This is a genomic window from Pseudoalteromonas galatheae, from assembly GCF_005886105.2.
In the GTDB taxonomy this organism is placed as follows: Bacteria; Pseudomonadota; Gammaproteobacteria; order Enterobacterales; family Alteromonadaceae; genus Pseudoalteromonas; species Pseudoalteromonas galatheae.
Genome location: NZ_PNCO02000001.1, coordinates 442,978 through 466,211 on the forward strand (window position 1 = coordinate 442,978; position 23,234 = coordinate 466,211).

Consider the following 23,234-nt stretch of genomic DNA (forward strand, 5'->3'; position numbering starts at 1 on the left):
TCTACCGGGGAGTTTTTTATGTCGGAATTGTTTGTTCAAGCAGCGCTAAATACGCTTGCGCAAGAGCGGTACCAAATGATTTATGGTGACGCGCCGATGGAGCCCAAACTGGCACGGTTGCTGGCGCTAAGTGATTTTGCCGAGCGTACACTTGCACGATTTCCTGAGTGGGGAGCTTGGCTGCTTGATGATACACAGATGCAAATGCGCGACTGTCCTGATGTGTTTGACTTTTCCGCGCCATTGATTGAAGAAAAGCAAGCTTGGCAGCAACTGCGTCACTATCGATTAAAGTATTGGCTTAAAGTGATGTGGCTGGATTTGGTCGCAGGCAATGAGATTGATGACAGTATCCGCTACGTCTCGCAGTTGTCCGATACCTTGATTTCAAACGCTTATCAATGGGCATACTTAAGCGTAGAAGCACAATCATCAGGCTCACCAAAAGATGAAGATGGTAGCCCGATACCCATGACGGTATTAGGCATGGGGAAGCTTGGCGGTAAGGAGCTGAATTTTTCCTCTGATATCGATTTGATCTTTGCCTATCCAAGAAGCGTCGATACATCCGGTGGTCGGCGTAGTGTTGAGGCGCAAGTTTTTTACACTCGAGTGGCACAAAAACTTATTTCGGCGTTAAATCAAGTCACGATTGATGGTCAGGTATTCAGAGTCGATATGCGTTTAAGACCATTTGGAGATAGTGGTCCTTTGGTGATGAGTTATGCCGCAATGGAAGATTATTACCAAGATCAAGGTCGCGAATGGGAGCGCTATGCGATGTTAAAGGCGCGGCCAATTGGCGAGCCATCGCCGTATTGGCAGGAGTTTTACGACCTAATTCGGCCGTTCGTTTATCGCCGCTATATCGACTTTTCTGTGATAGATTCACTGCGAAAGATGAAAAACATGATTGCCCAAGAAGTGAGACGCAAAGGCTTAACGAATAACATTAAGCTGGGCGCGGGTGGCATTCGAGAAGTAGAGTTTATCGTGCAGGCTTTGCAACTGATACGCGGCGGTCGCGAAACGCCATTACAAACCCCTTCATTGTTACAGGCATTAGAAGAGCTTGAAGCGCTTGAGATTGTCCCTGTCGAGGTCAAAAATCGTCTGCATGAGAACTATTTAGTGCTGCGTAAAGTTGAGCAATACCTTCAAGCATTTGACGACAAACAAACGCAAACTTTACCCGATAACAACATAGACTGTCTGCGTCTGAGCCACTTATTGCAATGTAACGATTACGCTGAAGTAGAGCAAATGCTAAAGGTTGTGACGCAGCATATTCGAGCTGAGTTTAGTCAAGTCATTGGTGAACCGCCTGAAGAAGAATTAGATGAAGACGATAGCGCGGTTTATGCGTGGCAAACGGGAGAAATCGCGCAGCTGGGCCAGTGCCGAGCTGCACCGTGTTTTGATACATGGCAAACTGACTTGATGGAGTTTAAGCAAGGGCTAAGTAAAAAGCAGGCGGGCACTCGTGGTCGCGATATTCTCGATAAGTTAATGCCTGCTTTATTACGAGAGCTCAGTAAACAAAACATGGAGCCTGCGCTCGCTCGCGTGCTCAGTGTGATCAATAAAGTGGCGTCTCGTACAGCCTATTTGGAGCTACTGTATGAAAATCACGGTGCGTTGACTCAACTTATCAAGCTTTGTTGTCATAGCGCGTGGATTGCTGAGCATATAGCTAAATATCCAATTCTCCTTGATGAACTTATTGATCCGCAAACTCTTTATAAACCTTTGCCATTAACGGCCTATAAAAATGAGATCCAGCAAGCATTTTTGCGTATAGATGAACAAGATGTCGAGCTACAGATGGAAGCGCTGCGACAATTTAAACAAACGCATCAGCTAAAAGTTGCGGCTGCAGATGCCACAGGCGTGTTGGATATTATGAAGGTGAGCGATCATCTAACTGCGCTTGCTGAGGCGATTATTGCAAAGGCCGTTGATATTGCTTGGGGGCATATGGTGGCGCGTTTTGGTGCGCCTGAAGGTGCAACAATAGAAGAAAAAGGCTTTGCTGTAATAGCGTATGGCAAGGCGGGGGGATATGAACTCGGTTACAACTCAGATCTAGACTTAGTGTTTGTGCATAATCGTGACGGCGAAAGTCAAACTCAGGGTGATAAACCTATCTCTTCAAGACAGTTTTATATGAAGCTGGCACAGCGCTTAATGCATTTGTTCAATACCAAAACGCTCTCTGGCATGCTTTACGAATTAGACACTCGACTTCGCCCTGAAGGAAATTCGGGCTTACTCGCTATCAACCTCGAAAGTTTTTATCAATATCAGTTAGAGCAAGCTTGGACTTGGGAGCATCAGGCGCTAGTGAGAGCTCGTATGGTGTTAGGTGAGTCGAAAATGGCCACACGATTTGATGAAATACGTCATGCAATACTAATGCAGCAGCGAGACGTGCCTAAATTAGCGGAAGATGTTCGCAATATGCGTGAAAAAATGCGAGCTCACCTAAATCAAGATAGTGTCAGTCATTTTGACTTAAAGCAGGGGAGCGGTGGCATGACGGATATTGAATTTATCAGTCAGTACATTGTTTTACGATATAGCAGTCAGTATCCAGCACTTTGTTCTTATCCAGATAATATTCGTATTTTGGAGCAAGCGGGTGAAGTTGAAGTGATTGATGGTGATGAAATGAAGCATTTAATCTCTGCATATTGTTTGTTTAGAGATCAATACCATTTTAATAGCTTAAATCAATTAGGTAGAGTTGTGGAGCGTGAAGCATTTGACCAACACGCTCAACAAGTCGTTCAAATTTGGCAGCGGGTACTGGCTTAACCCGCTAGCTTACGGCAGTTTTCACGTACATAGATTGGTGGGTTTTCGGTGATAACCGCGGCGCGCTCTCGCGGACAGAAAAAAGTATAGACTTGAAATTCAAAGTCGTCGTTTATCGCCGTTCCAACTTGGTAAAGAGCCGTAATAAAGTCAGTATCAAGGCGGAAATTATATTTCACCACGTAATCACGCTCTAGATACCAAAATAGTTCCACACCTTCTTCTTTGGCTTGCTTGGTAAGCACATCTTTTAAGGTGTCGCCTGTATCAAAGCGTCTTGGTTGCTTTTCACCGGTCCATTTAGGATTAGATGGCTTAACAGCAAGTGCCCTTTGCGCCAGTGCATCATCAAGAGGATAGGTCGGTTTCCCGAGTGTGATAACGTACTTTTCACGATCAGTATCACGATTGCTCATGCTATTTCTAAAGCTTTCGTAAAATTGCGACAGGCCTTGCGCTGCAACATTGGTGGTCTCCCTAAAGTTCATATCTTTAGAAGCACCAAAAAGGAAATAGTAGGCAGCCCAAATGAGTAACACACCTAGTGATAGGTGTTTAGTCCAAAACCAGATTGACGATAATTTATTTTTTTTCTTCTTAGCCATTTCAAACTACTCCAAGACTCTAAGCCCTAATAAAACGAAGGTGCCTTTTCATCAGGTCGCGTTTTAAAGCGACGATGTACCCACATGTATTGATCCGGCGCACAATTGATTGCTTGCTCCATTCTCTCGTTGACGCGAGTAACATCCGCAAGATTATTGCCACTTGGGAATGATTCTAAAATAGGTTGTATATCTAAATGATACATCCCTTTTGCGTCTCTCGTACAGTGTAAGCTTAAAGTCTCAGCCTTTTTGCTTGCAGAAAATAATAAAGTACCAGTTGTTGTCGCTGCATCAGGGACCGCAAAGAAAGGTGCGAACTCACAGCGCTTGCGGCCATAATCTTGATCTGGCAAGTAATAACAAACGCGTTTGCTTGAGAGTGTTTTCAATAACCCTTTGACGTCTCGCTTGGTGACTAAGTACTCATTTGAGCGTAGTCGCCCACGGGTCATAAAAAACTCCATAAGTGGGTTATTGTGTGGGCGATAGAAGCCAACACCTTGCATTTTAGTGCCTAGCACTCGGCTGGCCATCTCAAGGTGCAACATATGGGGAACCAGCATAAGTACCCCTTTTCCTTGCTTTTGCACGGCTTCAATATGTTCTAGCCCTTTAATCGAGCCTACCACTTGATTGATGCGCCACTGTGGCCACCACCATGCCATCCCCGTTTCAAGTGTTGCTATGCCGGTATTTTCCATGTTTTTTAGTAGCATAGCTTTGTGTTCTGATTCACTTAGGTGGGGAAAGCAAAGTTTCAAATTGACATCAGCAATATGACGGCGACGCTTCATATATTTATGGACCAGACGTCCAAGGCCTCTACCCAGTGCAAATTGAACACTTTGCGGGAGCCATGAGATTAAATACAGGGCGAAAACACCAAGCCAAGTCAGCCAAAATTTAGGTGCTAAGAATGACCATTTGAAAGGTGAGTGAGTAACCAAAGTAATATACCTAAGACTTAATTTAAGCGGCTAGTTTATCTATATTGCTGTAAAAATACAAAAAGCCAGCATAGCTGGCCTTTTCAGAGGTGATAATCGAAGTACTTAGCCTTCAATCAAACCTTGGTTGATTGCTTCAAGGTCGGCACGAGATAGCGTACCTGCAGCTTGCTTTAAACGTAGCGATGATAGTACATAGCGATAACGAATATCAGCAAGGTTACGCTTCGCGTTATAAAGGTTTTGTGTGCTGACCAGTACGTCCACGATGGTACGAGTACCTACATCAAAACCAGCTTCCGTTGCTTGCAACGCACTTTCTGCAGAAACAACTGCTTGCTCTAGCGCACGGTAAGTTGCAACGTCAGACACCACTTGGTTATAAGACGTGATCACTGAGCGCGTCATGTTACGCATTGCCGCTTCCATATCTTCGCTGCTAGCAACAAAGTTTGCACGAGCTTGATCGGTTGCTGCAACCGTACGACCACCTGTGTAAATTGGTACGTCTAACGTTAAACCTACTGAAGTTCTGTCACTACGTGGTGCGTGTTGTCTACCTGCACTGTCAGCTAATGAATCAGAATAAGTAGCGTTTAAGTTTAGTGTTGGGTAGTGTCCAGCTTGAGCCAAATCAATTTGATCTTTGGCGATGTCTACCGCAGATTTTGCAACTTGAAGATCTAGGTTCTTCGCTTTTGCAATCTCGATAAAATCGCTCGTATTTTGCGTAGGCTTTACCGTTGAGAAGGTTTCAGTATTCAACTTATCTAGTTTAGCGTGATACTTACCCGTAATTGTACGTAATGTTTCACGTGCCGTTTCAACAGCATTACCCGCTATAATTTCGTCAGCAACTGCACGGTCAAATTGCGCTCTTGCTTCATGCACGTCTGTAATTGCAGTCAGACCTACTTCGTAGCGCTGTTTTGTCTGCTCTAGTTGACGTTCAATAGCACGCTTCTCTGCTTGTACAAATTCTAAGCTATCTAATGCGCTTAGCACATTAAAATAGCCTTCAGCGATACGGACGATCAAAGTCTGCTTTTGCTGCTCATATTGAGTCGATGCTTGCATTGCACGTTTTTCAGCGATCGATAGCCCCTGCCAAGATGCCATATTAAAAATGGTTTGGTTTAGGGAAATTGAACGTTGAAAAGTATCTGTGTCAGACTCATGTAATGTATAACCTGTGCCGTCATGTTGCTCGCTCAACGCACCTTCTGACGTGACATCGGTATAGCTCATTTGAAAGCCAAGCTGAGGTAGTAATACACCTAACGCTTGGTCTTGAGCATATTTTTGCGCATCAGCCTGCGCTTTAGCTTTTAATACGGTAGGATCGTTAGCAGTTGCAATGTCGTATACTTGCAGTAGGTCTTCCGCGTGGGACAGGCTGCTTGAAAGTGCGCACGACAACCCAACGACTAATGATAGTAGAGTTTTTTTCATTTTTCGCTCAGTCCTTAGACAATTTTTATACTGTCAGCATGTTACCCTGTTTTTGCGGCCCAATTAAAGACCCAATGCGTAAATCATCGCCAACAAGTGTAACAGAATATATTAATACCACTTGGGTATTGTAAAGTGGAAAAAGTTAAAGGTAAACGACTTCGTTTACTTATTCAGGCATGACCCTAATATAAGGGTGATTGGTTAGCTTTTAAACCATTGCTGTAAAAAAATGCAGGATTATTTTATGAAACCTTTGAGTCAGTTCAGTAAAGTCGATGTCACTGTTTCTTCAATCGAAACAATCTTCAATGGCTTTTTTACCATTCACAAGTACCAGTTTACCCATGCACTATTTAATGGTGGGGTATCAGAGCTTATAACACGCGAGATCTTAGAACGCGGTCATGCAGTTGCAATACTGCCGTACGATCCTATTACTGATAGCGTGCTGCTTATTGAACAAGTTCGAATAGGGGCGTTGGCTTCAAAAAGTTCCCCTTGGCTTTTGGAATGTATTGCAGGTATGGCTGAAGGGAGCGAAGATTATGAGTTTGTTGCGAGAAAGGAAGCCAAAGAAGAAGCTGGACTTGAGCTTGATAAGCTCATTTATATGCGCTCTTATTTATCAAGCCCTGGTGGTACAACAGAGCGACTATATTTGTATTTAGCGCTTGCTGATTTATCTGAAGCGGGTGGAGTCTATGGGCTGGCTGAAGAAGGTGAAGATATCAAAGTGCATGTAATGCCATTTGATGAAGCCCTCGCGCGCCTTGATAATGAGGAAATCGATAACGCTGCCACTGTAATTAGTCTACAATGGTTGGCATTAAATAAAGCGCGGATAGAAGCAGTTTAGGAGTCGTATTTTTGTCACAAGTGCTGAGCTCAAAGCAGTATATTCAATCTCTGCCCCGTTATATCACACTGTGCGAACGTAATTATTTACGGGCGCTAAAATTGCTACCTGAAGAAGTGGTCGGCGAAAGCCGAGTGATTGACTTAGCGTCTGCACGCTACTGTTTGAGCGTAGCTGGGGTCAGTAAATACACAACGGACGTTCACATCGAGCAAATGGCGACGATAAGCGCCCATTTACCACACTTTTCGTTGTCCGTGCGCCTTTATCATGATGCTAAAGTGGCCGAAGTTATTCACCGTGATTATCATCGCCGAATAAAGCCATCCTATGGTTACCCAAATCCAGATATGCATCAAAAAGATGAAAAATATCAAATTAATGCGTTTTTAGCTGATTGGCTTATGGTGTGCTTAGAAAAAGGCCGCGTACATTTAAACTGGGATGTTAACAATGGCTTGGTTTGATCTTGAGCTACAGTTCGATACTGCGCAAATTCGTATTGGCCATTTTACGGATTGTCATTTGTTTGCCACGCCCTCAGGGGAATATTTTGCGGTAAATACCGCCGCTAACCTTAAACGCACTCTAGCAGCGATGGCCAAGGATCATTTTGATTGTGTGGTGTTTGGCGGTGATTTAACACAAGATCACAGTGCGGCTTCTTATCATGAGTTTGCCCGTATAGTGAGGGAGAGTGAGTTGCAATGCCCTGTGCTTTGGGTGCCGGGAAATCACGACGAGCTAGCTTTACTTGAAGAAATAAGTATAGGGCAAATCGTTCGTCATAAGCGCATCTCAGGTCCGTTTGGCCAAGTGCTATTGTTAAATTCAAAAGGTGAAACTCCCGCCGGATGGTGTGCAAAGTCACACTTAGCGGCGCTCAAAGACATGCTTCACAATAATATCAACAACAATACGATTGTTTTTACTCACCACCATCCTAGGCCGATTGATGGCTATTTAGATAAACACATGCTCGAAAATGGTCCTGCACTTTTAAACCTGTTGGTGGACTCAGGGCAAGCTTCAGGGCTATTTCATGGTCATGTGCACAATGAATATCAACAACAATTTCGCACTTTACCTATCTATGCTACGCCTGCAACATCAATCCAATTTGATAAGCACACAAAGGACTGGTGTCAGTCTGATTTGGGTCCCGCTTATCGTGTCATCGCATTTAGTAAAAGCGCTATAACAACAGAGGTAAAATGGCTCGGAAAGTAGTTTATATTCACGGCTTTAATAGCTCTGAGCTATCCTATAAAGCAACGGCATTTGGTGAATATATGTTGGATAAACAAACGCCATATATTGTTCCAAGACTGCATTATGACCCGAGAGTCGCATTGGCACAGTTGGATAGCGTCATTGATTCTGATACTGTGTTATTAGGTAGCTCGTTAGGCGGTTATTACGCCACCTACTTTTCGCAACATCTTGGCTGTAAAGCGGTGGTGATAAACCCTGCAGTTAGGCCTTTTTCATTATTAAATGACTACCTTGGACCACAATACAATCCTTATCAGGATTGTCATTATGAGCTGCTGCATGAGCATATTGATGCGTTAAAATCCTTGTATGTCGAGCAGCTTAGTAATCCAAAAAACTTGCTATTATTGCAACAAACGGGCGACGAGGTGCTGCCTTTTGAAGAGGCTGTGCGTTATTATAGCCACTGTCGTCAAATTATTGAGTTTGGTGGGGATCATAGCTTTATTGAATTTCCACGCTATTTTGACACCATCACCAAATTTTTAACTATCAAAAATTAGAATTTATGCACAAAGCTCTGCTCAAAGCTGTACGTTGTGCATATACTAGCGGATAAAAAGATAACTAGAACTAGCCTATGAGTCAGCAAAACTATAATGCCGAAGCTATTGAGGTACTCAATGGCTTAGAGCCAGTTAAGCGCCGTCCAGGCATGTATACCGATACCACCAGACCTAATCATTTAGGCCAAGAGGTTATCGATAACAGTGTCGATGAAGCCTTAGCCGGACATGCCACCAAAATTGACGTGATCTTGCACGAAGACAACTCTTTTGAAGTCATCGATGACGGTCGAGGAATGCCTGTGGACATTCACCCAGAAGAGGGCGTGCCTGGGGTTGAATTGATCCTGACCAAACTTCATGCCGGGGGCAAGTTTTCCAATAAAAACTACCAGTTCTCCGGTGGTCTTCATGGGGTGGGTATATCAGTTGTTAACGCGTTGTCGACTCGAGTCGAAATTACCGTTAAACGCGATGCGCAAATCTATGAAATGGCATTTGAAAACGGCGATAAAGTCGAAGACTTACGAGTGACAGGAAGTGTTGGTAAGCGTAATACCGGCACCTCAGTACACTTTTGGCCCGACGCGAGTTATTTTGACTCAGCTAACTTCTCAATTACTAAGTTAAACCACTTGCTCAAAGCCAAGGCTGTATTGTGTCCTGGGCTTAGAATTCGTTTTGTAAATAAACAGACGAAAGAAACGCAAGAATGGCACTATGAGGCAGGTCTTGAGGATTACCTAAAAGACAGCGCTGAAGGCTATGAAGTGCTGCCGAAATCTCCATTTACAGGCAGTTTCAGTGGCTCAACCGAAGGGGTTGATTGGGCGCTTCATTGGTTGCCAGAGGGCGGCGAATCTATCGCTGAAAGCTATGTAAACCTAATTCCAACGGCACAAGGTGGAACCCATGTAAATGGGTTACGCCAAGGCTTACTTGAAGCGATGCGGGAGTTTTGTGAATTCAGAAACCTGATCCCGCGTGGCGTGAAACTGACGCCTGATGATGTTTGGGATCGCTGTAGTTATGTCTTGTCGGTTAAGATGCAAGACCCACAATTTGCCGGTCAAACCAAAGAAAAGCTGTCATCACGTTCGTGCGCTACTTTTGTATCAGGCATTGTCAAAGACGCCTTTAGTCTATGGTTGAACGAACACACTGAAACTGCAGAGTTACTTGCTGAACTGTGTATCAGCAATGCGCAAAAACGTTTGCGTGCTGCGAAAAAAGTGGTTCGTAAAAAAGTCACTTCGGGTCCTGCTTTACCGGGTAAATTAACCGATTGTTCTGGAAGTGAAACCGAACGCTCAGAAATCTTTTTGGTGGAAGGGGATTCAGCAGGTGGCTCGGCAAAACAAGCACGAGACCGCGAATTCCAAGCAATCATGCCACTGCGCGGTAAAATCCTAAATACTTGGGAGGTGGAATCTGGGCAGATCTTAGCCTCGCAAGAAGTACATGATATTTCTGTTGCCTTAGGTATCGACCCTGACTCTGAAGACTTATCTGGTCTACGCTATGGTAAAATATGTATCCTTGCGGATGCAGACTCCGACGGACTTCATATTGCTACTTTGTTATGCGCGCTCTTTGTAAGACACTTTCCAGAGCTTGTTCGTAAGGGACATGTTTTTGTTGCTATGCCGCCGCTATTTCGTATCGATGTTGGTAAGGAGGTTTACTATGCTCTTGATGAAGATGAGAAAAAGGGCATTTTAGACCGTATTGAGGCCGAAAAGAAACGCGGTAAAGTTAACGTACAGCGCTTTAAAGGATTGGGTGAAATGAACCCGTTGCAATTGCGTGAAACCACTATGGATCCAAATACTAGGCGTTTAGTTCAGCTGACATTAGATGAGCCTGAGCAAACCCTCGAAATGATGGATATGCTGCTAGCTAAAAAGCGCTCTGGCGACCGTAAAATTTGGCTTGAACAGCACGGAGATAAGGCAGAGGTTTAACATGAAAATACATAGTAAATTGACCACGATAGCGACGACGCTGGCAGCTGCGCTATTAAGCTCACAAGCACTGGCAAACGATATGCTTTCGCGCCTTTCAGTACCTAAAGGGTATGAGCTGAGCTATTTTGCTAAAGATGTTGAGAATGCAAGACAAATGGCGGTGGGCAAAGACGGCACTGTGTACGTTGGCTCTCGCAAAGCGGGCAAAGTTCACGCACTCATTGACAATAATCGTGATGGTGTAGCCGACAAGAAAATCTTAGTTGCAGAAGGGCTGAATATGCCCTCCGGTATCGCCCTAAAAGATGGTGACTTATATGTTGCTGAAGTTGAGCGTATTGTACGTTTTAAGCAAATCGCAAAAAACCTCAAGGCACCGATAAAAGAAGTGGTGTTCGATGATTTGCCTGACAAACGTCACCATGGCTGGAAGTACCTGACAGTATCGCCTGAAGGTGAACTGATCATTCCTGTTGGCGTGCCTTGTAATATTTGTGCCGAAGACCCGAAGTTTGGCCGTATATTTTCACTAAATCTTGAGACGAAAAAGCTTTCGACGATTGCCAAAGGCGTGCGTAACTCAGTGGGTTTTGATTATCACCCAGTAACCGGAAAGTTATGGTTTAGCGATAATGGTCGCGACATGATGGGAGATGACATTCCACCATGTGAAATTAACCGCGTTGACGAAATAGGTCAGCATTTTGGCTTTCCGTATGTTCATGGCGGCAGTGTGCTAGACCCTGAATTTGGCGAGGGTAAATCGGTGACTGACTACACCATGCCAGCACTTGCATTACAAGCACACGTTGCACCGCTGGGCATTCACTTTTACCGTGGCGAGCAATTTCCAAAGGCAATGAAACATCAGCTTTTTGTTGCTGAACATGGCTCTTGGAACCGCAGCAAAAAGGTGGGCTATCGAGTAATGCGAGCAAACGTGCAAGATGGCCAAATTAGAGGCTATGAGCCTTTCCTTACCGGCTTTATGGAAAACGAAACAACCTATGGTCGACCTGCCGCAATTGCAGAGCTTAGCGACGGTAGCCTGCTCGTTTCCGATGATTACGCCAATGCGATATATCGCATCAGCTACAACAACAAGTAAGGTGTAACATGACAGATCCTCAAGCCTTGTCCTTGCAAGGCATTGAACAACTTCCGATGGGGCGTTTTACTGAAGATGCCTACCTGAACTACTCCATGTATGTGATCATGGATAGGGCGTTGCCGCATATTGGCGATGGCCTGAAGCCTGTACAACGTCGTATTGTATATGCGATGAGTGAGCTGGGCTTATCTGCTCAAGCAAAATACAAAAAATCTGCCCGTACCGTCGGTGACGTATTGGGTAAATATCATCCTCATGGCGATAGTGCTTGTTATGAGGCCATGGTTCTCATGGCGCAGCCGTTCTCTTATCGCTATCCGTTGGTGGATGGCCAGGGTAACTGGGGCGCTGCGGATGATCCTAAGTCATTTGCTGCGATGCGTTATACCGAGGCGCGTTTATCTAAGTTTTCAGAAGTACTGCTGAAAGAGCTTGGTCAAGGTACGGTTGATTGGACCGCTAACTTTGATGGTACCTTAGATGAGCCACAAGTGTTACCCGCGCGTTTACCACATATCTTATTGAATGGGGTGACAGGTATTGCGGTGGGAATGGCAACTGATATTCCACCGCACAACGTGCGTGAAGTTGCTGAAGCTTGTTGTTTGTTATTGGATAAGCCTAAATCCGAACTAGAAGAAATTCTAGAATTGGTCAAAGCGCCTGACTATCCAACCGATGCGGAAATCATTACGCCGCAAGAAGAAATCAAAAAGCTTTACACCACAGGTCGAGGCTCAATCAAGATGCGTGCTGTGTACACCGAAGAGCAAGGCGAAGTGGTGATCACCGCGTTGCCACACCAATGTTCGGGTGCCAAGGTGCTAGAGCAGATAGCAGCGCAAATGACAGCGAAGAAACTCCCCATGGTAGCGGATTTACGTGACGAATCGGACCATGAAAATCCGACGCGTATCGTCATCGTACCGCGCTCAAATCGAGTTAAGGTCGAGCCATTAATGGCACACCTATTTGCCACGACGGATCTTGAAAAGAACTACCGTGTTAACATCAATATGATTGGTTTAGACGGCCGTCCACAAGTTAAAGACTTGCGTCAGATTTTATCTGAGTGGTTAGTATTCCGTCGTGAAACGGTACGTAGACGTTTGCAGTATCGTTTAGACAAAGTACTTGCGCGTTTGCATATTCTTGAAGGTTTGATGATTGCGTTTTTGAATATCGATGAAGTCATCGAAATCATTCGCAACGAAGACAAGCCAAAAGAAGAGTTAATAGCGCGTTTTGGTCTTTCAGATAAGCAGGCAGAAGCAATTCTAGACCTGAAATTACGCCACCTTGCAAAGCTTGAAGAAATGAAGATCCGTGGTGAGCAAGATGAGCTTGAAAAAGAGCGCGATGGACTGGAAAAAACCTTAGGCTCTGAACGTCGCATGTCGACGTTGATGAAAAAGGAAATTCAAGAAGCTGCTGAATTGTATGGCGATGATAGACGCTCACCGGTAGTTGAGCGTGGTGAAGCCAAAGCGCTTAGCGAAAAAGATTTGATCCCATCAGAGTCTGTAACTGTTGTGCTATCTGAAAAAGGTTGGGCGCGTTTTGCAAAGGGTCACGATATCGATGCTGAAGGACTAAATTACCGCTCAGGAGACAGTTATAAAGCTTCTGCGAAAGGCAAGAGTAATCAGCCTGCGGTGTTCTTGGATACCTCAGGGCGAGCCTTTGCAACCGATGCGCATAGTTTACCTTCAGCCCGAAGTCAGGGTGAACCGATGACGGGTCGCTTTAACTTGGCGCCAGGATGTAACTTTGAACATGTAGTCATGGGCGAAGAAAAGTCGACTTACCTGATGGCGACTGATGGCGGTTACGGCTTTATTAGCGATTTTGCCGATATGGTGAGCAAAAACAAAAATGGTAAAGCGTTCGTTAGTGTACCAAAAGGTGCCCATTTGATGGCGCCAATTCAAGTATTCGATGTTGCCACCGATATGTGTATGGCGATTTCGAGCGAAGGCAGAATGCTGCTATTCCCATTACGTGATTTACCTAAGCTTGGTAAAGGTAAGGGGAATAAGATTATCTCAATCCCTAGCGCGAAAGTGCAAAGCCGCGAAGAGTTTGTCAAAGTGTTAGCGGTAGTACCTGAAGGTGTTTCTGTTACCTTACATGCAGGTAAGCGCAAGCTAACCTTAAAGCCGAGTGATTTAGAGCACTATTACGGTGAGCGAGGTCGTAGAGGTAATAAGTTACCGCGCGGATTACAGCGTGTTGATAGCTATGACTTAGAGCACAGTGGTGGCGAGACACCAGAAGGCAATGACGCTAGCGTAGATACCGAAGAATAACCGATATAGGCCGCCCACCGCGGCCTTATTTTTATCTCTTGAAAACCATCGCGAGGTGAACTCGCTCCCACCAAATTAACAACCCTGTGTAGATTTCTGTTCACCCATTGAACTTTGTGTAGGAGCCGGTTCACCCGGCGATCTTTTAGCAGCTTAGCACATCGCGAGGTGAACTCGTTGCCACCAATTAAATAACGCTATGCGGTGTCTGTTCACCCATTGAACTTTGTGTAGGAGCCGGTTCACCCGGCGATCTTTAACTTTAGGATACGGCGTCCCAAATCAAAAAATGAAAATAAAAAGACACTATTATTGCAGCATTTTATTGCGCTTTACGTTAAAATATTCGGTTATACCAATCACACAAGTGCCTATGACTTGCAAATAATTGTAATTGGTATCAATTGGCAGCGCTTGCTGCTTGTCACCATTACACGGGCTTCCTAACGGGGTATTTATGTCAGATAAGTGCTATATCACAGCGCAACAATTGCTAGAAGATTCATTTCGCTTAGCCGCTAAAGTTTATGAAGACGGATTTAGACCTGACTTTATTATCGGTATTTGGCGTGGTGGTGCGCCTATTGGTATTGCAGTTCAAGAATACTACGATTACAAAGGTATAGAGACTGATCATATCGCAGTGCGTACTTCTTCTTACTATGGCATTGGTAAGCAATCTAAAGAAATCAAAGTACACGGCCTGCATTACATCGTTGAAAATGCAAATGCTGGCGATTCATTACTAATCGTTGATGATGTATTTGATTCCGGTCGCAGCATTTTTGCGTTGAAAGAAAAGCTCGCAGAGCTAATGCGTTTGAACTTGCCTAGCGATATTCGTGTTGCTTGCCCATACTACAAGCCTGCGAACAAGAAAGTACCAATGACACCAGATTATTTTATTCACGAGTCTGATGAGTGGCTGGTATTCCCTCACGAGCTATCAGGTTTAACACCGGAAGAATTAGTGGATGGAAAGTCTGACTTAGCAAATATTAAACACCTATTTGCAAAATAAGCTAATCAGTACTCAAGGGCGAGCAAGTACTCGCCCTAGTTATTCTTATCGAGAAAGATTAAGCTTGCGCGAAGCTATCAACAAAATCCTCAAGCGCATCAATATCGACTGGCTTTAAGCCTTCACTACTGCGTACTATCAAGCCCTTTTCGACCAATTCACTGACCACACGACGATATGCACGCTCAGTGGTCGCAAATCTTTCGGCTTCAGCACTTACCGTTGAGTAGGCACGAAGTAAAGTTGGATTTGAATTCTCGGCACGTAATAAACAATCTTTAGCGATGTTGTAGCTAAGCGGGAGCAGCAACTTGTCTAAATTTATCTTTTGATTTTCAGTAAACTTAGCGGCGATGGTCTGCGCGGTATATAGGCTCAGTTCCGGTTGCTCTAGTAGTAATTTTCGCCAATATTTTAGCTCAATGAGGTGATAGGTTACATCACTCAAGCAAGTCACGGTATAAATACAAGGCTGGTGATTCAGCGCTTCGATTTCACCAATTAGCGTGTTGTTACAGTCCAGCTGACCGAGCAATAAGCGGCGGCCGTTACCGACATCATAACTAAAAGACACAGTACCACTGGTCACCAATATGAGTTTACTCAATGGTTCATCTTGGTGGATCAAGACTTCTTTTTTACTGTGCTGAAAACTATTACCAGCAAAAGCGAGTAACTGTTCGACCAAATTGGTTGAAAAATGATATTGAAACATCTAGATGGCTCTTCGGACAAATGTCCTATTTATTAAACTATAATGACGTTAGCATGAATTTTTCAGTTTTACGCTAACTCACACCGTTTAAGTAGTATCGGTTTTATCTCAGCGCTGTGGCGAAGAATTTAATAAACGATATTACCATTAAACCCCCACTTCCCGTGTTAGAGCTAATTTATTGGTGCTAATTTCTAGGGGCTTGTGGGTTAGCCTTTTTATTCTGCTCGATACGTAAATCCGAGCATAAACTATATGCTAACGCAACTTAGGGGAGAGGACAAATGAGTTGGGAATATTTAGGCTATTTAGCCTCTGCTTTTTTGGTCGTTTCTTTGATGATGAGCGATGTTGCTAAGTTGCGTTGGTTCAATTTAATGGGTTGTATTTGTTTTACTGCCTATGGTGCACTTATACAAGCTTGGCCGGTGGCATTAACTAATGGTCTATTGGCACTAGTTAACACCTACCACTTGGTTAAATTACAAAAAGATCAACGCTGATATTTAAGTTCACCTGCAATCCACGTCTGCTCGACTTTAATATCATCAATTTTATCTTCGGTTACGGTAAAGTAATCTTGGTCAATTAAAATAAAATCGGCCCACTTTCCTTGTTCTAAACTTCCCAGTTTATACTCTTGAAATGCGGCATACGCAGCATCAACAGTAAATGCTTGTAGTGCTTGTTCTCTGCTTAGCTTTTCTGTTGGGCGCCAGCCATCTTTGGGTAAATCCTGATGGTCTTGCCTGGTGATTGCGGCATGCAGACCATGGAAGGGGTTTGCAAGCTCCACTGGAAAGTCAGAACCCGCCGCCACTCTACTTCCTTGCTTTAAGAATGTTTGCCATGCGTAAGCGCCACTAAGTTGTTTGTCGTCTAGGCGCTTTTCGGCCATATGCATATCAGATGTGGCATGAACAGGCTGCATTGATGGAATGATATCTAACGTCTTAAAGCGGGGGATATCATCTAGATGTACAATTTGTGCGTGCTCAATGCGGTTTCTGAGCAGTCTTCCACCTGCTTTTTTAAAAACGTGTTGGTATGAGTCGAGCACAATGCGATTCGCTCTATCGCCAATGGCGTGCGTGTGTGCGCTGTAGCCGCTGCGTATGGCTTGGGTGATCAATGCTTCAAGCGTCGCTTGATTTTCGAGCATCAGCCCTTTGTGGCCTTTGCGATCATGATAGTCGCGAATAAGTGCCGCACCTCGGCTGCCAAGTGCACCATCAGCATAAATTTTTACGCTACGAATAGAGAGTTGATCTCGTGTATCTTTGATTACTCCGGCGTCTAACATCTCCGCGAGTTTAGGTGAGCTTGCACTGAGCATAGCGTAGACGCGTAGAGGCATTGAGTGTTCCTTAGCGCGTGCTTGGTAAACCTGCCACGTGGTGTGGTCAATCCCAGCATCATGGGCTGAGGTAATACCTAGACTCAGCAAGTGTTCTCCGGCTTTATTCAGTGCCTTATTTACCTGTGCATCCGACTGAGCAGGGACATGAGTGCGAATAAGATCTTCCGCTTTGTCGATAAAAATTCCGCTCGGCATACCGCTATTCAGTGTAATGATTTCACCGCCTTCAGGCGTCTTTGTTGATTTCGAAATGTTGGCAAGCGCCATCGCCTTTGAGTTTACCCAAATAGCATGACCATCTACTCGAGTGAGCATGACGGGCTTATCTTTTACGTATTTGTCGAGATCGGCTGCGGTTGGGAACTGTCCGCCGGGCCATAAGGTTTGATCCCAGCCTCGACCTATTATCCATTCACCTTCATGGGTTTTTGCGTAGTGGCTAAGCCGCTTTCCTACTTCTGCAATGGTTTTGCTACCGCGTACGTCGAGTGTGAGTAAATTGTTGCCAAGGCCTATGATGTGGCCATGTGCATCAATTAAACCAGGTAATAGGGTTTTTCCCTCACCATCAAATTTGGTTGCACTCGGATATTGGGCGCTGAGATCCTTTGGACTCGTTTTTACGACTTTACCGTCTTTAATGACCAAAGAAGAAAAGCGCTCAACTTGCTGTGATTTAGTCGGTGTATAACCATTTACATTGTGAATTACGGTTACTTGAGCTGTTGATGACAGGCTAAAGCTAGCCAAAAGCGCGAGGAATGTTTTTTTCATTATATTGTCCTTCACTGAGAGTGTTTATTCAGAATAATCATCTAACTCAATAAAGCCAAGTCTTTGAGTTGAGAGTATACTTGGGTTTTAAAGGAGTGGAGTGTCAAAGTGAAGTTGTTTGTTGTATACCTAGGCGGCCGTATTCAAGGTTGCCATATTGAAATGCATGATGTGCGCTTTGTCGCGGCAAATACAATTGAAGAAGCTTATCCAAAATTAAAGCAGCAATGGGTTGGTGATAAAAACTCGGTGCATATGGATAGCTACACAATCATTGAACATGCCGATGGCTATGCTATTGAACTTACCGAAGAGCGTGTTGAGCAAGCTGAGCATTTGTATTTTGTGAACTTGGGAGGATATAAGCCTGATAGTTTAGTTGAGGCGCATGACTTTGGGCTGTTCGTTGCAACGAATGCGGATGAAGCAAAAGAGAAGGCAAAAACGTTTTTGCTTAACGGCTTTAGCCATATTCATAAAGACGATTTACATGATGTGGATGACTGCTTTGCGATTGATTTATTTGATCAAAACTTAAATATCAAGCTCTCGCACAGTGGCCAATCAACACCGCTTACCCCGTTGTGGTTTGGTTATTATCCTCTATAACCAATGTGAGGGATATTCTAACCCTCACCTTCATTGCTTTCATCGTTATCTGCCTTTATAGCTATTTTGATAGCGACAATCACAATGGCGAACATTAAAAATGGCAGTGCAGCTAGAGAATACTCAACTATGTGGCTGTCTTTGTAGCTAGGTTGCAAAATAAAATGGCCACCCACACACATTAAGATCACCACAAACAGCAAAGGCAGCATCATAATCTCTTTGTTCTTTTTGTGTTTTTTCATTCTGAACTCAGCTAGTTATTCTTAATTGAACAGTGATCACTCTCTCACACACGGTGCAAAAAAGCCTTGATCGAAATCAGTGCGGCGGATTATACCAATTCACTCTGAGTTAGAAATAAAATTCATGAGTTTATACCAATTGTATTAATTAAATGAGCTATTTGAAGCGGAGGAATAGCTTTAGTAGCAAGGCAAAAATTTTGCTATTTAGTTGTTCTAAATGAGAAATTTTTAACGACGCTAATATGGTATTTCACCCTTCAAATTGGTTGGAGAGTTAATGCAATTGGTATTATTACTTGGGAGGGGGGAAGGTCCGTGGTATAACGAAAGCCTATCGCTGTAAAAACCAACAAATACTATGACCAAAAACAATAAACAAACCATTGTTATCAAGCTCGGCACAAGTGTTTTAACTGCAGGCAGCCAGACCTTAAACAAACCCAGACTTGTTGAGCTGGTAAGGCAGTGTGTAACGTTACGCCAAGCAGGCCACCAAGTCATTGTTGTCTCTAGCGGTGCTGTGGCCGCAGGGCGCGGTGTATTACAGCAACCAATTGGTCATTCACTAGCTGAAAAACAGATGTTGGCTGCGATTGGGCAAGGCCAATTAATTCATTTATGGCAGTCATTGTTTAGTATTTACGACGTCAATGTGGCGCAAATGCTACTGACACGAGCCGATCTTGAACACCGCGAACGTTATCTAACGGCACGGGACATGCTCACTAAGCTTTTAGAGCATCATGTTGTGCCAATCATAAATGAAAACGATGCAGTGGCAACATCTGAAATCAAAGTTGGCGATAACGACAACCTCTCAGCCTACGTCGCAATTTTAGCAAATGCTGATAAATTGGTATTACTCACCGATCAGCATGGTCTCTTTACTGCGGATCCCAGAGCCAATCCAGATGCGCAGTTAATAGAGCAAGTAACACATATAAATGATGAGCTTAGAGCACTAGCGGGTGGCAGTGGTACACAGCTTGGCACGGGTGGCATGGCTACGAAGCTACAAGCGGCGGACATTGCTCAACGAGCAGGCGTTGATGTCGTGATAGCAAAAGGCAGCGAATATGACATTTTACCGCAAGTACTCAACCAAACCGCACCAAGCACGACGTTTTTGAAGTTTGACGCGCCTGTTGGAGGACGCAAGCGCTGGTTGCTTTCTGGCCCTAAATCAACAGGCAGGATAATTTGTGATAGTGGGGCTATCAAGGCGATATGTCACCAAGGTGCAAGCTTACTCGCCAAGGGAATTATTGCCGTTGAAGGCCAATTTCAGCGTGGTGAGTTGGTACAGGTATTTTGTCAAAAAGGCAAACTCAAAGCACAAGGGTTGACCAGTCTAGATAATCAAGAGCTCAGCCTTGTGCTTGGCTGCCACAGCAGTGAGTTTGCGCAGCGCCTTGGTTGTGAGAGCGCGGAGGAAATTATTCATCGTGATAATTTAGTTGTGTTAAACCAGCCTGATCATCAAGATGCGATAAATACGATATAAATTGCAGTAAATTCAGATAGCTGTTCTACACTTATTAGAGTCGCGTTTGCTAAGAGGTCTTGAATGTCTATCAGCTATTCACCTTGTGGTCATGAGTTGGCCCTAGAGCTTTTAGCGCAAAAGAGTGAACTGGTGTTAACACAGGCACTTGAACGGGTGATCTCCGGTGTTTGTAAGGAAAGTTACGCGTTTTATTTCAGCAAAAGCTTATCGGAAAAAGAAGTCCCCAAATCCATATTTGTGAGCCATCGCGACTTTTGTGTTGTGGTGGGGCCAGTGGATGCGGTGGTAGATAAATTACAGCAGCGCCAAGACGACAAACATCTCATACAATACCACGGCGATAGTGTCATCCCGTTTTATCACCAAGCTCAGCTCGTTGGTTTTTTATATATAGAAGGCCAAGTAAATCTAACCACTGCGACTTTAATGAAGCACTTACTCACTGTTTTTGCACATCAAATGGCAACGTTGTACTTTGCTCGTATCGATCCGCTCTCCGATCTACTCAATCGCCAAACGTTTGATGAAAAAGTGATGGAAATAACCAATGGGGACGGGTTTACGGTATGCCGTGATGACAGTGAAGACCGCAAGTGGTATTTAGCGATGGTAGATATCGATCACTTTAAACAGGTAAACGACAATTTTGGTCATGTGATTGGCGATGAAGTGATCCTGTTGGTAGCGCAAAAGATCAAAGCTAACTTTAGAGCAGAAGACTATGTGTTTCGCTACGGCGGAGAGGAGTTTGCGGTGCTATTTCAAAGTCGCAATGATGACTCTGCTGCAGTAGCACTTGAGCGCTTGAGAAGTACAATAGCTTCCAGCCGATTTCCGCAAGTAGAGCATGTTTCTGTGAGCCTAGGTTTTACTGAAGTGGTCGATACACTACAAGTTTCAGAGCAAGTTCATAAAGCCGATTTAGCGCTTTACCATTCCAAAGAGCATGGCAGAAACCAAGTCACAAATTACCTCACCTTAGGGTTAACTGAATCACAATACGCATGCGTGGAAATAGAACTGTTTTAAACTCACCTTATATATAGCGCTTAAAGATTATGCTAAACTCCCCAACCTATTTTTTAGCGAATTTAGCAAAGGTTTGGGAAACGTTATGCAATTTGTAAGATGGTTTTTAGGACGTCTGATTTTACTTTTTGATTTTATTTTTACCCCACGCAGTAAAAAACGTGCCGCAGAACAACAGCAAAAGCTAGATGCAATGACGGCAAACTTAAAGTTATATCAATTTAAGGCATGTCCATTTTGCGTTAAAGTGCGCCGTGCAGCCAAGCGTGAAGGGCTTAAGCTTGAAACCCGTGATGCCAAAAATGATGAGCAATATCGCCAAGAGCTACTAGAGCAGGGTGGTAAGGTGAAGGTGCCATGCTTGCGAATCGAAGAGCAAGGCAAAGTCACTTGGTTGTACGAATCCAATGACATTGTTGCTTATCTAGAAAAGCTTGAAAAAGCAGCTTAATTCACGCGCCTTACTATGCGCTAATCAGGCGCTATGCTAGCATAGCGCCATTAATCGACTAATCTATTTTTAAGAGAATTTTGATGACTATCCGTACTCGTGTTGCACCCTCTCCAACAGGTGATCCGCATTTAGGAACGGCTTATATTGCCTTATTCAACTATTGCTTTGCGAAGCAGCAAGGTGGTGAGTTTGTATTACGAATTGAAGATACCGATCAGGTACGTAGTACTGTTGAGTCTGAGCAAGCTATCATGGACAGCTTGCGCTGGTTAGGGCTTGACTGGGATCATGGTCCGGATGTAGGTGGCGAGTTTGGTCCATACCGTCAATCAGAGCGTTCTGACTTATATAAAAAGTTTGCACAGCAGCTTGTAGATGATGGTAAAGCGTTTTACTGCTTTGCAACGGCTGAAGAGCTAGACCAAATGCGTGAAGAGCAGATGGCAGAAGGCTTGCGTCCTAAATATGACGGCCGTGGCTTACGTTTATCTGAAGAAGAAGTAAAGGCAAACCTTGAAGCAGGCAAGCCTTACGTTATCCGCATGAAGATCCCAGAAGATGGCACATTTAAATTTAATGATTACCTGCGCGGTGAGATTGAGATCCCATGGGAAAACGTAGACATGCAAGTATTGTTGAAAGCTGACGGCTTCCCAACTTACTTCCTTGCGAACGTAGTAGATGACCACCACATGAAGATAAGCCATATCTTCCGCGGTGAAGAGTGGATCAACTCTGCACCTAAACTACTAAAGTTGTACGAAGACTTCGGCTGGGAAGCGCCTGTACTTGGTCACTTACCGCTACTTCGTAACCCTGATAAGTCTAAGCTGTCAAAGCGTAAAAACCCAACTTCAATTAACTACTACAAAGAAATGGGTTTCTTACCAGAAGCACTGCTTAACTATTTAGGTCGTATGGGTTGGTCAATGCCGGATGAGCGTGAAAAGTTCACTTTGGCTGAGATGATTGAACACTTTGATATGAAACGCGTATCACTTGGTGGGCCTATCTTTGATATCGACAAGCTTAACTGGTTAAACGGTCTGTGGATCCGCGAAAACCTAACCGATGCCGAGCTTATCCAGCGCTTTGTTGACTGGAAGTTTAACGGTGATATGTTGGCTCGCGTACTTCCTGAAGCCAAAGCGCGTATCAACACGCTATCTGATTTGGTGGGGCTAGCCGGTCACTTTGTAGCGGGTTTACCTGAATACGATCCCGCGTTATTAACGGCTGGCAAAGCGGACGAAGAAGTGGTTCGTCAAGCTCTGCAATTCTTTATTTGGGAATTGGAAAAGCTGCGTACGTGGAACAAGTCTGAGATCTTCTCTATCGCAAAGGCCGTTTCGACACACCATGAGTTGAAGATAAAAGAGTTCTTAGAGCCTATTTTCGTTGCTATTACAGGCAAAACATCATCGACTTCAGTAGTAGATGCGATGGAAGTGTTAGGCTCAGACCTTTCTCGTGCGCGTTTAAGAGTGGCGCTAGAGCATATTGGTGTATCTAAAAAGCAAGCTAAAAAGCTTGAAAAAGCATACCGTGAGTATCCGTCTATCGCGTAATGACGAGACTACATGAAAAAAGCCGCTAATGAGCGGCTTTTTTATTAACTGAGCTTTTAGTATCACTTAAGGTGATGAAACGCCCATGCAATCCATGA

The 23,234-nt window shown here is 44.2% G+C and carries 21 protein-coding genes; 15 read left to right on the forward strand and 6 right to left on the reverse strand.

The window, feature by feature from the left end:
- Positions 1–18 precede the first annotated feature (18 nt).
- Entirely contained in the window at positions 19–2,817 is a 2,799-nt protein-coding gene (glnE, locus tag CWC29_RS01890) for a bifunctional [glutamate--ammonia ligase]-adenylyl-L-tyrosine phosphorylase/[glutamate--ammonia-ligase] adenylyltransferase (RefSeq protein ID WP_138522085.1), read from the forward strand.
- Here the strand turns inward: glnE and CWC29_RS01895 are convergent.
- The 3 genes from CWC29_RS01895 to tolC all read right to left on the reverse strand — a co-directional run bounded on the left by CWC29_RS01895 (position 2,814) and on the right by tolC (position 5,824).
- Complete coding sequence (locus CWC29_RS01895; protein ID WP_128728608.1) at positions 2,814–3,422, reverse strand: TcpQ domain-containing protein; 609 nt, start codon at positions 3,420–3,422, stop codon at positions 2,814–2,816. The two genes, glnE and CWC29_RS01895, sit on opposite strands and share 4 nt — an antisense overlap.
- A gap of 26 nt (positions 3,423–3,448) precedes the next feature.
- Positions 3,449–4,372: an LpxL/LpxP family Kdo(2)-lipid IV(A) lauroyl/palmitoleoyl acyltransferase gene (lpxL, locus tag CWC29_RS01900; protein ID WP_128728607.1), complete on the reverse strand. Its 924-nt coding sequence runs from the start codon at positions 4,370–4,372 to the stop codon at positions 3,449–3,451.
- Positions 4,373–4,477: 105 nt separating this feature from the next.
- Positions 4,478–5,824 (reverse strand): outer membrane channel protein TolC, encoded by a 1,347-nt coding sequence (gene tolC / locus CWC29_RS01905; protein WP_128728606.1) that lies wholly within the window; start codon positions 5,822–5,824, stop codon positions 4,478–4,480.
- 247 nt (positions 5,825–6,071) lie between these two features.
- Between tolC and CWC29_RS01910 the strand changes: the two genes are divergently transcribed.
- From CWC29_RS01910 to CWC29_RS01945, 8 genes are all read left to right on the forward strand, one after another.
- Positions 6,072–6,683: an NUDIX domain-containing protein gene (locus CWC29_RS01910; protein ID WP_128728605.1), complete on the forward strand. Its 612-nt coding sequence runs from the start codon at positions 6,072–6,074 to the stop codon at positions 6,681–6,683.
- An 11-nt stretch (positions 6,684–6,694) separates the two neighbouring features.
- The gene (locus CWC29_RS01915; RefSeq protein WP_128728604.1) at positions 6,695–7,150 is read left to right on the forward strand and encodes a DUF1249 domain-containing protein; all 456 of its coding nucleotides are present in this window, start codon (positions 6,695–6,697) and stop codon (positions 7,148–7,150) included.
- Positions 7,137–7,913 (forward strand): metallophosphoesterase, encoded by a 777-nt coding sequence (locus CWC29_RS01920; protein ID WP_138522083.1) that lies wholly within the window; start codon positions 7,137–7,139, stop codon positions 7,911–7,913. Before CWC29_RS01915 ends, CWC29_RS01920 begins: the two co-directional genes overlap by 14 nt.
- Complete coding sequence (locus tag CWC29_RS01925; protein WP_138522081.1) at positions 7,898–8,461, forward strand: YqiA/YcfP family alpha/beta fold hydrolase; 564 nt, start codon at positions 7,898–7,900, stop codon at positions 8,459–8,461. The genes CWC29_RS01920 and CWC29_RS01925 overlap by 16 nt, the downstream gene beginning before the upstream one ends.
- A gap of 77 nt (positions 8,462–8,538) precedes the next feature.
- Positions 8,539–10,428, forward strand: a complete 1,890-nt coding sequence (gene parE / locus CWC29_RS01930) for a DNA topoisomerase IV subunit B (RefSeq protein WP_128728601.1) — start codon at positions 8,539–8,541, stop codon at positions 10,426–10,428.
- A gap of 1 nt (position 10,429) precedes the next feature.
- The gene (locus CWC29_RS01935) at positions 10,430–11,539 is read left to right on the forward strand and encodes a PQQ-dependent sugar dehydrogenase (protein WP_128728600.1); all 1,110 of its coding nucleotides are present in this window, start codon (positions 10,430–10,432) and stop codon (positions 11,537–11,539) included.
- Between the two features lie 8 nt (positions 11,540–11,547).
- The gene (gene parC, locus CWC29_RS01940) at positions 11,548–13,851 is read left to right on the forward strand and encodes a DNA topoisomerase IV subunit A (RefSeq protein ID WP_128728599.1); all 2,304 of its coding nucleotides are present in this window, start codon (positions 11,548–11,550) and stop codon (positions 13,849–13,851) included.
- 457 nt (positions 13,852–14,308) lie between these two features.
- Positions 14,309–14,872: a phosphoribosyltransferase gene (locus CWC29_RS01945; RefSeq protein WP_128728598.1), complete on the forward strand. Its 564-nt coding sequence runs from the start codon at positions 14,309–14,311 to the stop codon at positions 14,870–14,872.
- 58 nt (positions 14,873–14,930) lie between these two features.
- Here CWC29_RS01945 and CWC29_RS01950 read toward each other — a convergent pair whose 3' ends face one another.
- Positions 14,931–15,587: a Crp/Fnr family transcriptional regulator gene (locus CWC29_RS01950; RefSeq protein ID WP_128728597.1), complete on the reverse strand. Its 657-nt coding sequence runs from the start codon at positions 15,585–15,587 to the stop codon at positions 14,931–14,933.
- 284 nt (positions 15,588–15,871) lie between these two features.
- On the opposite strand from CWC29_RS01950, the gene CWC29_RS01955 reads away from it, so the two are divergent.
- The gene (locus CWC29_RS01955) at positions 15,872–16,090 is read left to right on the forward strand and encodes a YgjV family protein (RefSeq protein ID WP_010379202.1); all 219 of its coding nucleotides are present in this window, start codon (positions 15,872–15,874) and stop codon (positions 16,088–16,090) included.
- On the opposite strand, the gene CWC29_RS01960 is transcribed toward CWC29_RS01955, so the two are convergent.
- On the reverse strand, positions 16,081–17,721 hold the full coding sequence (locus CWC29_RS01960; RefSeq protein ID WP_138521991.1) for an amidohydrolase: 1,641 nt from the start codon (positions 17,719–17,721) through the stop codon (positions 16,081–16,083). The two genes, CWC29_RS01955 and CWC29_RS01960, sit on opposite strands and share 10 nt — an antisense overlap.
- Positions 17,722–17,829: 108 nt before the next feature.
- Here CWC29_RS01960 and CWC29_RS01965 point away from each other — a divergent pair, with 108 nt between their 5' ends.
- A complete protein-coding gene (locus CWC29_RS01965) occupies positions 17,830–18,330 on the forward strand; it encodes a DUF1543 domain-containing protein (RefSeq protein WP_128728595.1) in 501 nt (166 codons plus the stop codon).
- A 17-nt stretch (positions 18,331–18,347) separates the two neighbouring features.
- Here the strand turns inward: CWC29_RS01965 and CWC29_RS01970 are convergent, their stop codons facing one another.
- Positions 18,348–18,575 (reverse strand): hypothetical protein, encoded by a 228-nt coding sequence (locus tag CWC29_RS01970; RefSeq protein ID WP_128728594.1) that lies wholly within the window; start codon positions 18,573–18,575, stop codon positions 18,348–18,350.
- A 361-nt stretch (positions 18,576–18,936) separates the two neighbouring features.
- On the opposite strand from CWC29_RS01970, the gene proB reads away from it, so the two are divergent.
- The 4 genes from proB to gltX all read left to right on the forward strand — a co-directional run bounded on the left by proB (position 18,937) and on the right by gltX (position 23,136).
- On the forward strand, positions 18,937–20,082 hold the full coding sequence (gene proB / locus CWC29_RS01975; protein ID WP_138521989.1) for a glutamate 5-kinase: 1,146 nt from the start codon (positions 18,937–18,939) through the stop codon (positions 20,080–20,082).
- A gap of 63 nt (positions 20,083–20,145) precedes the next feature.
- A complete protein-coding gene (locus CWC29_RS01980) occupies positions 20,146–21,114 on the forward strand; it encodes a GGDEF domain-containing protein (protein ID WP_138521987.1) in 969 nt (322 codons plus the stop codon).
- 85 nt (positions 21,115–21,199) lie between these two features.
- Entirely contained in the window at positions 21,200–21,565 is a 366-nt protein-coding gene (locus CWC29_RS01985) for a glutaredoxin family protein (protein ID WP_128728591.1), read from the forward strand.
- 83 nt (positions 21,566–21,648) lie between these two features.
- Positions 21,649–23,136, forward strand: coding sequence for a glutamate--tRNA ligase (gene gltX / locus CWC29_RS01990; protein ID WP_128728590.1), 1,488 nt, complete (start codon positions 21,649–21,651; stop codon positions 23,134–23,136).
- Positions 23,137–23,234 lie beyond the last annotated feature (98 nt).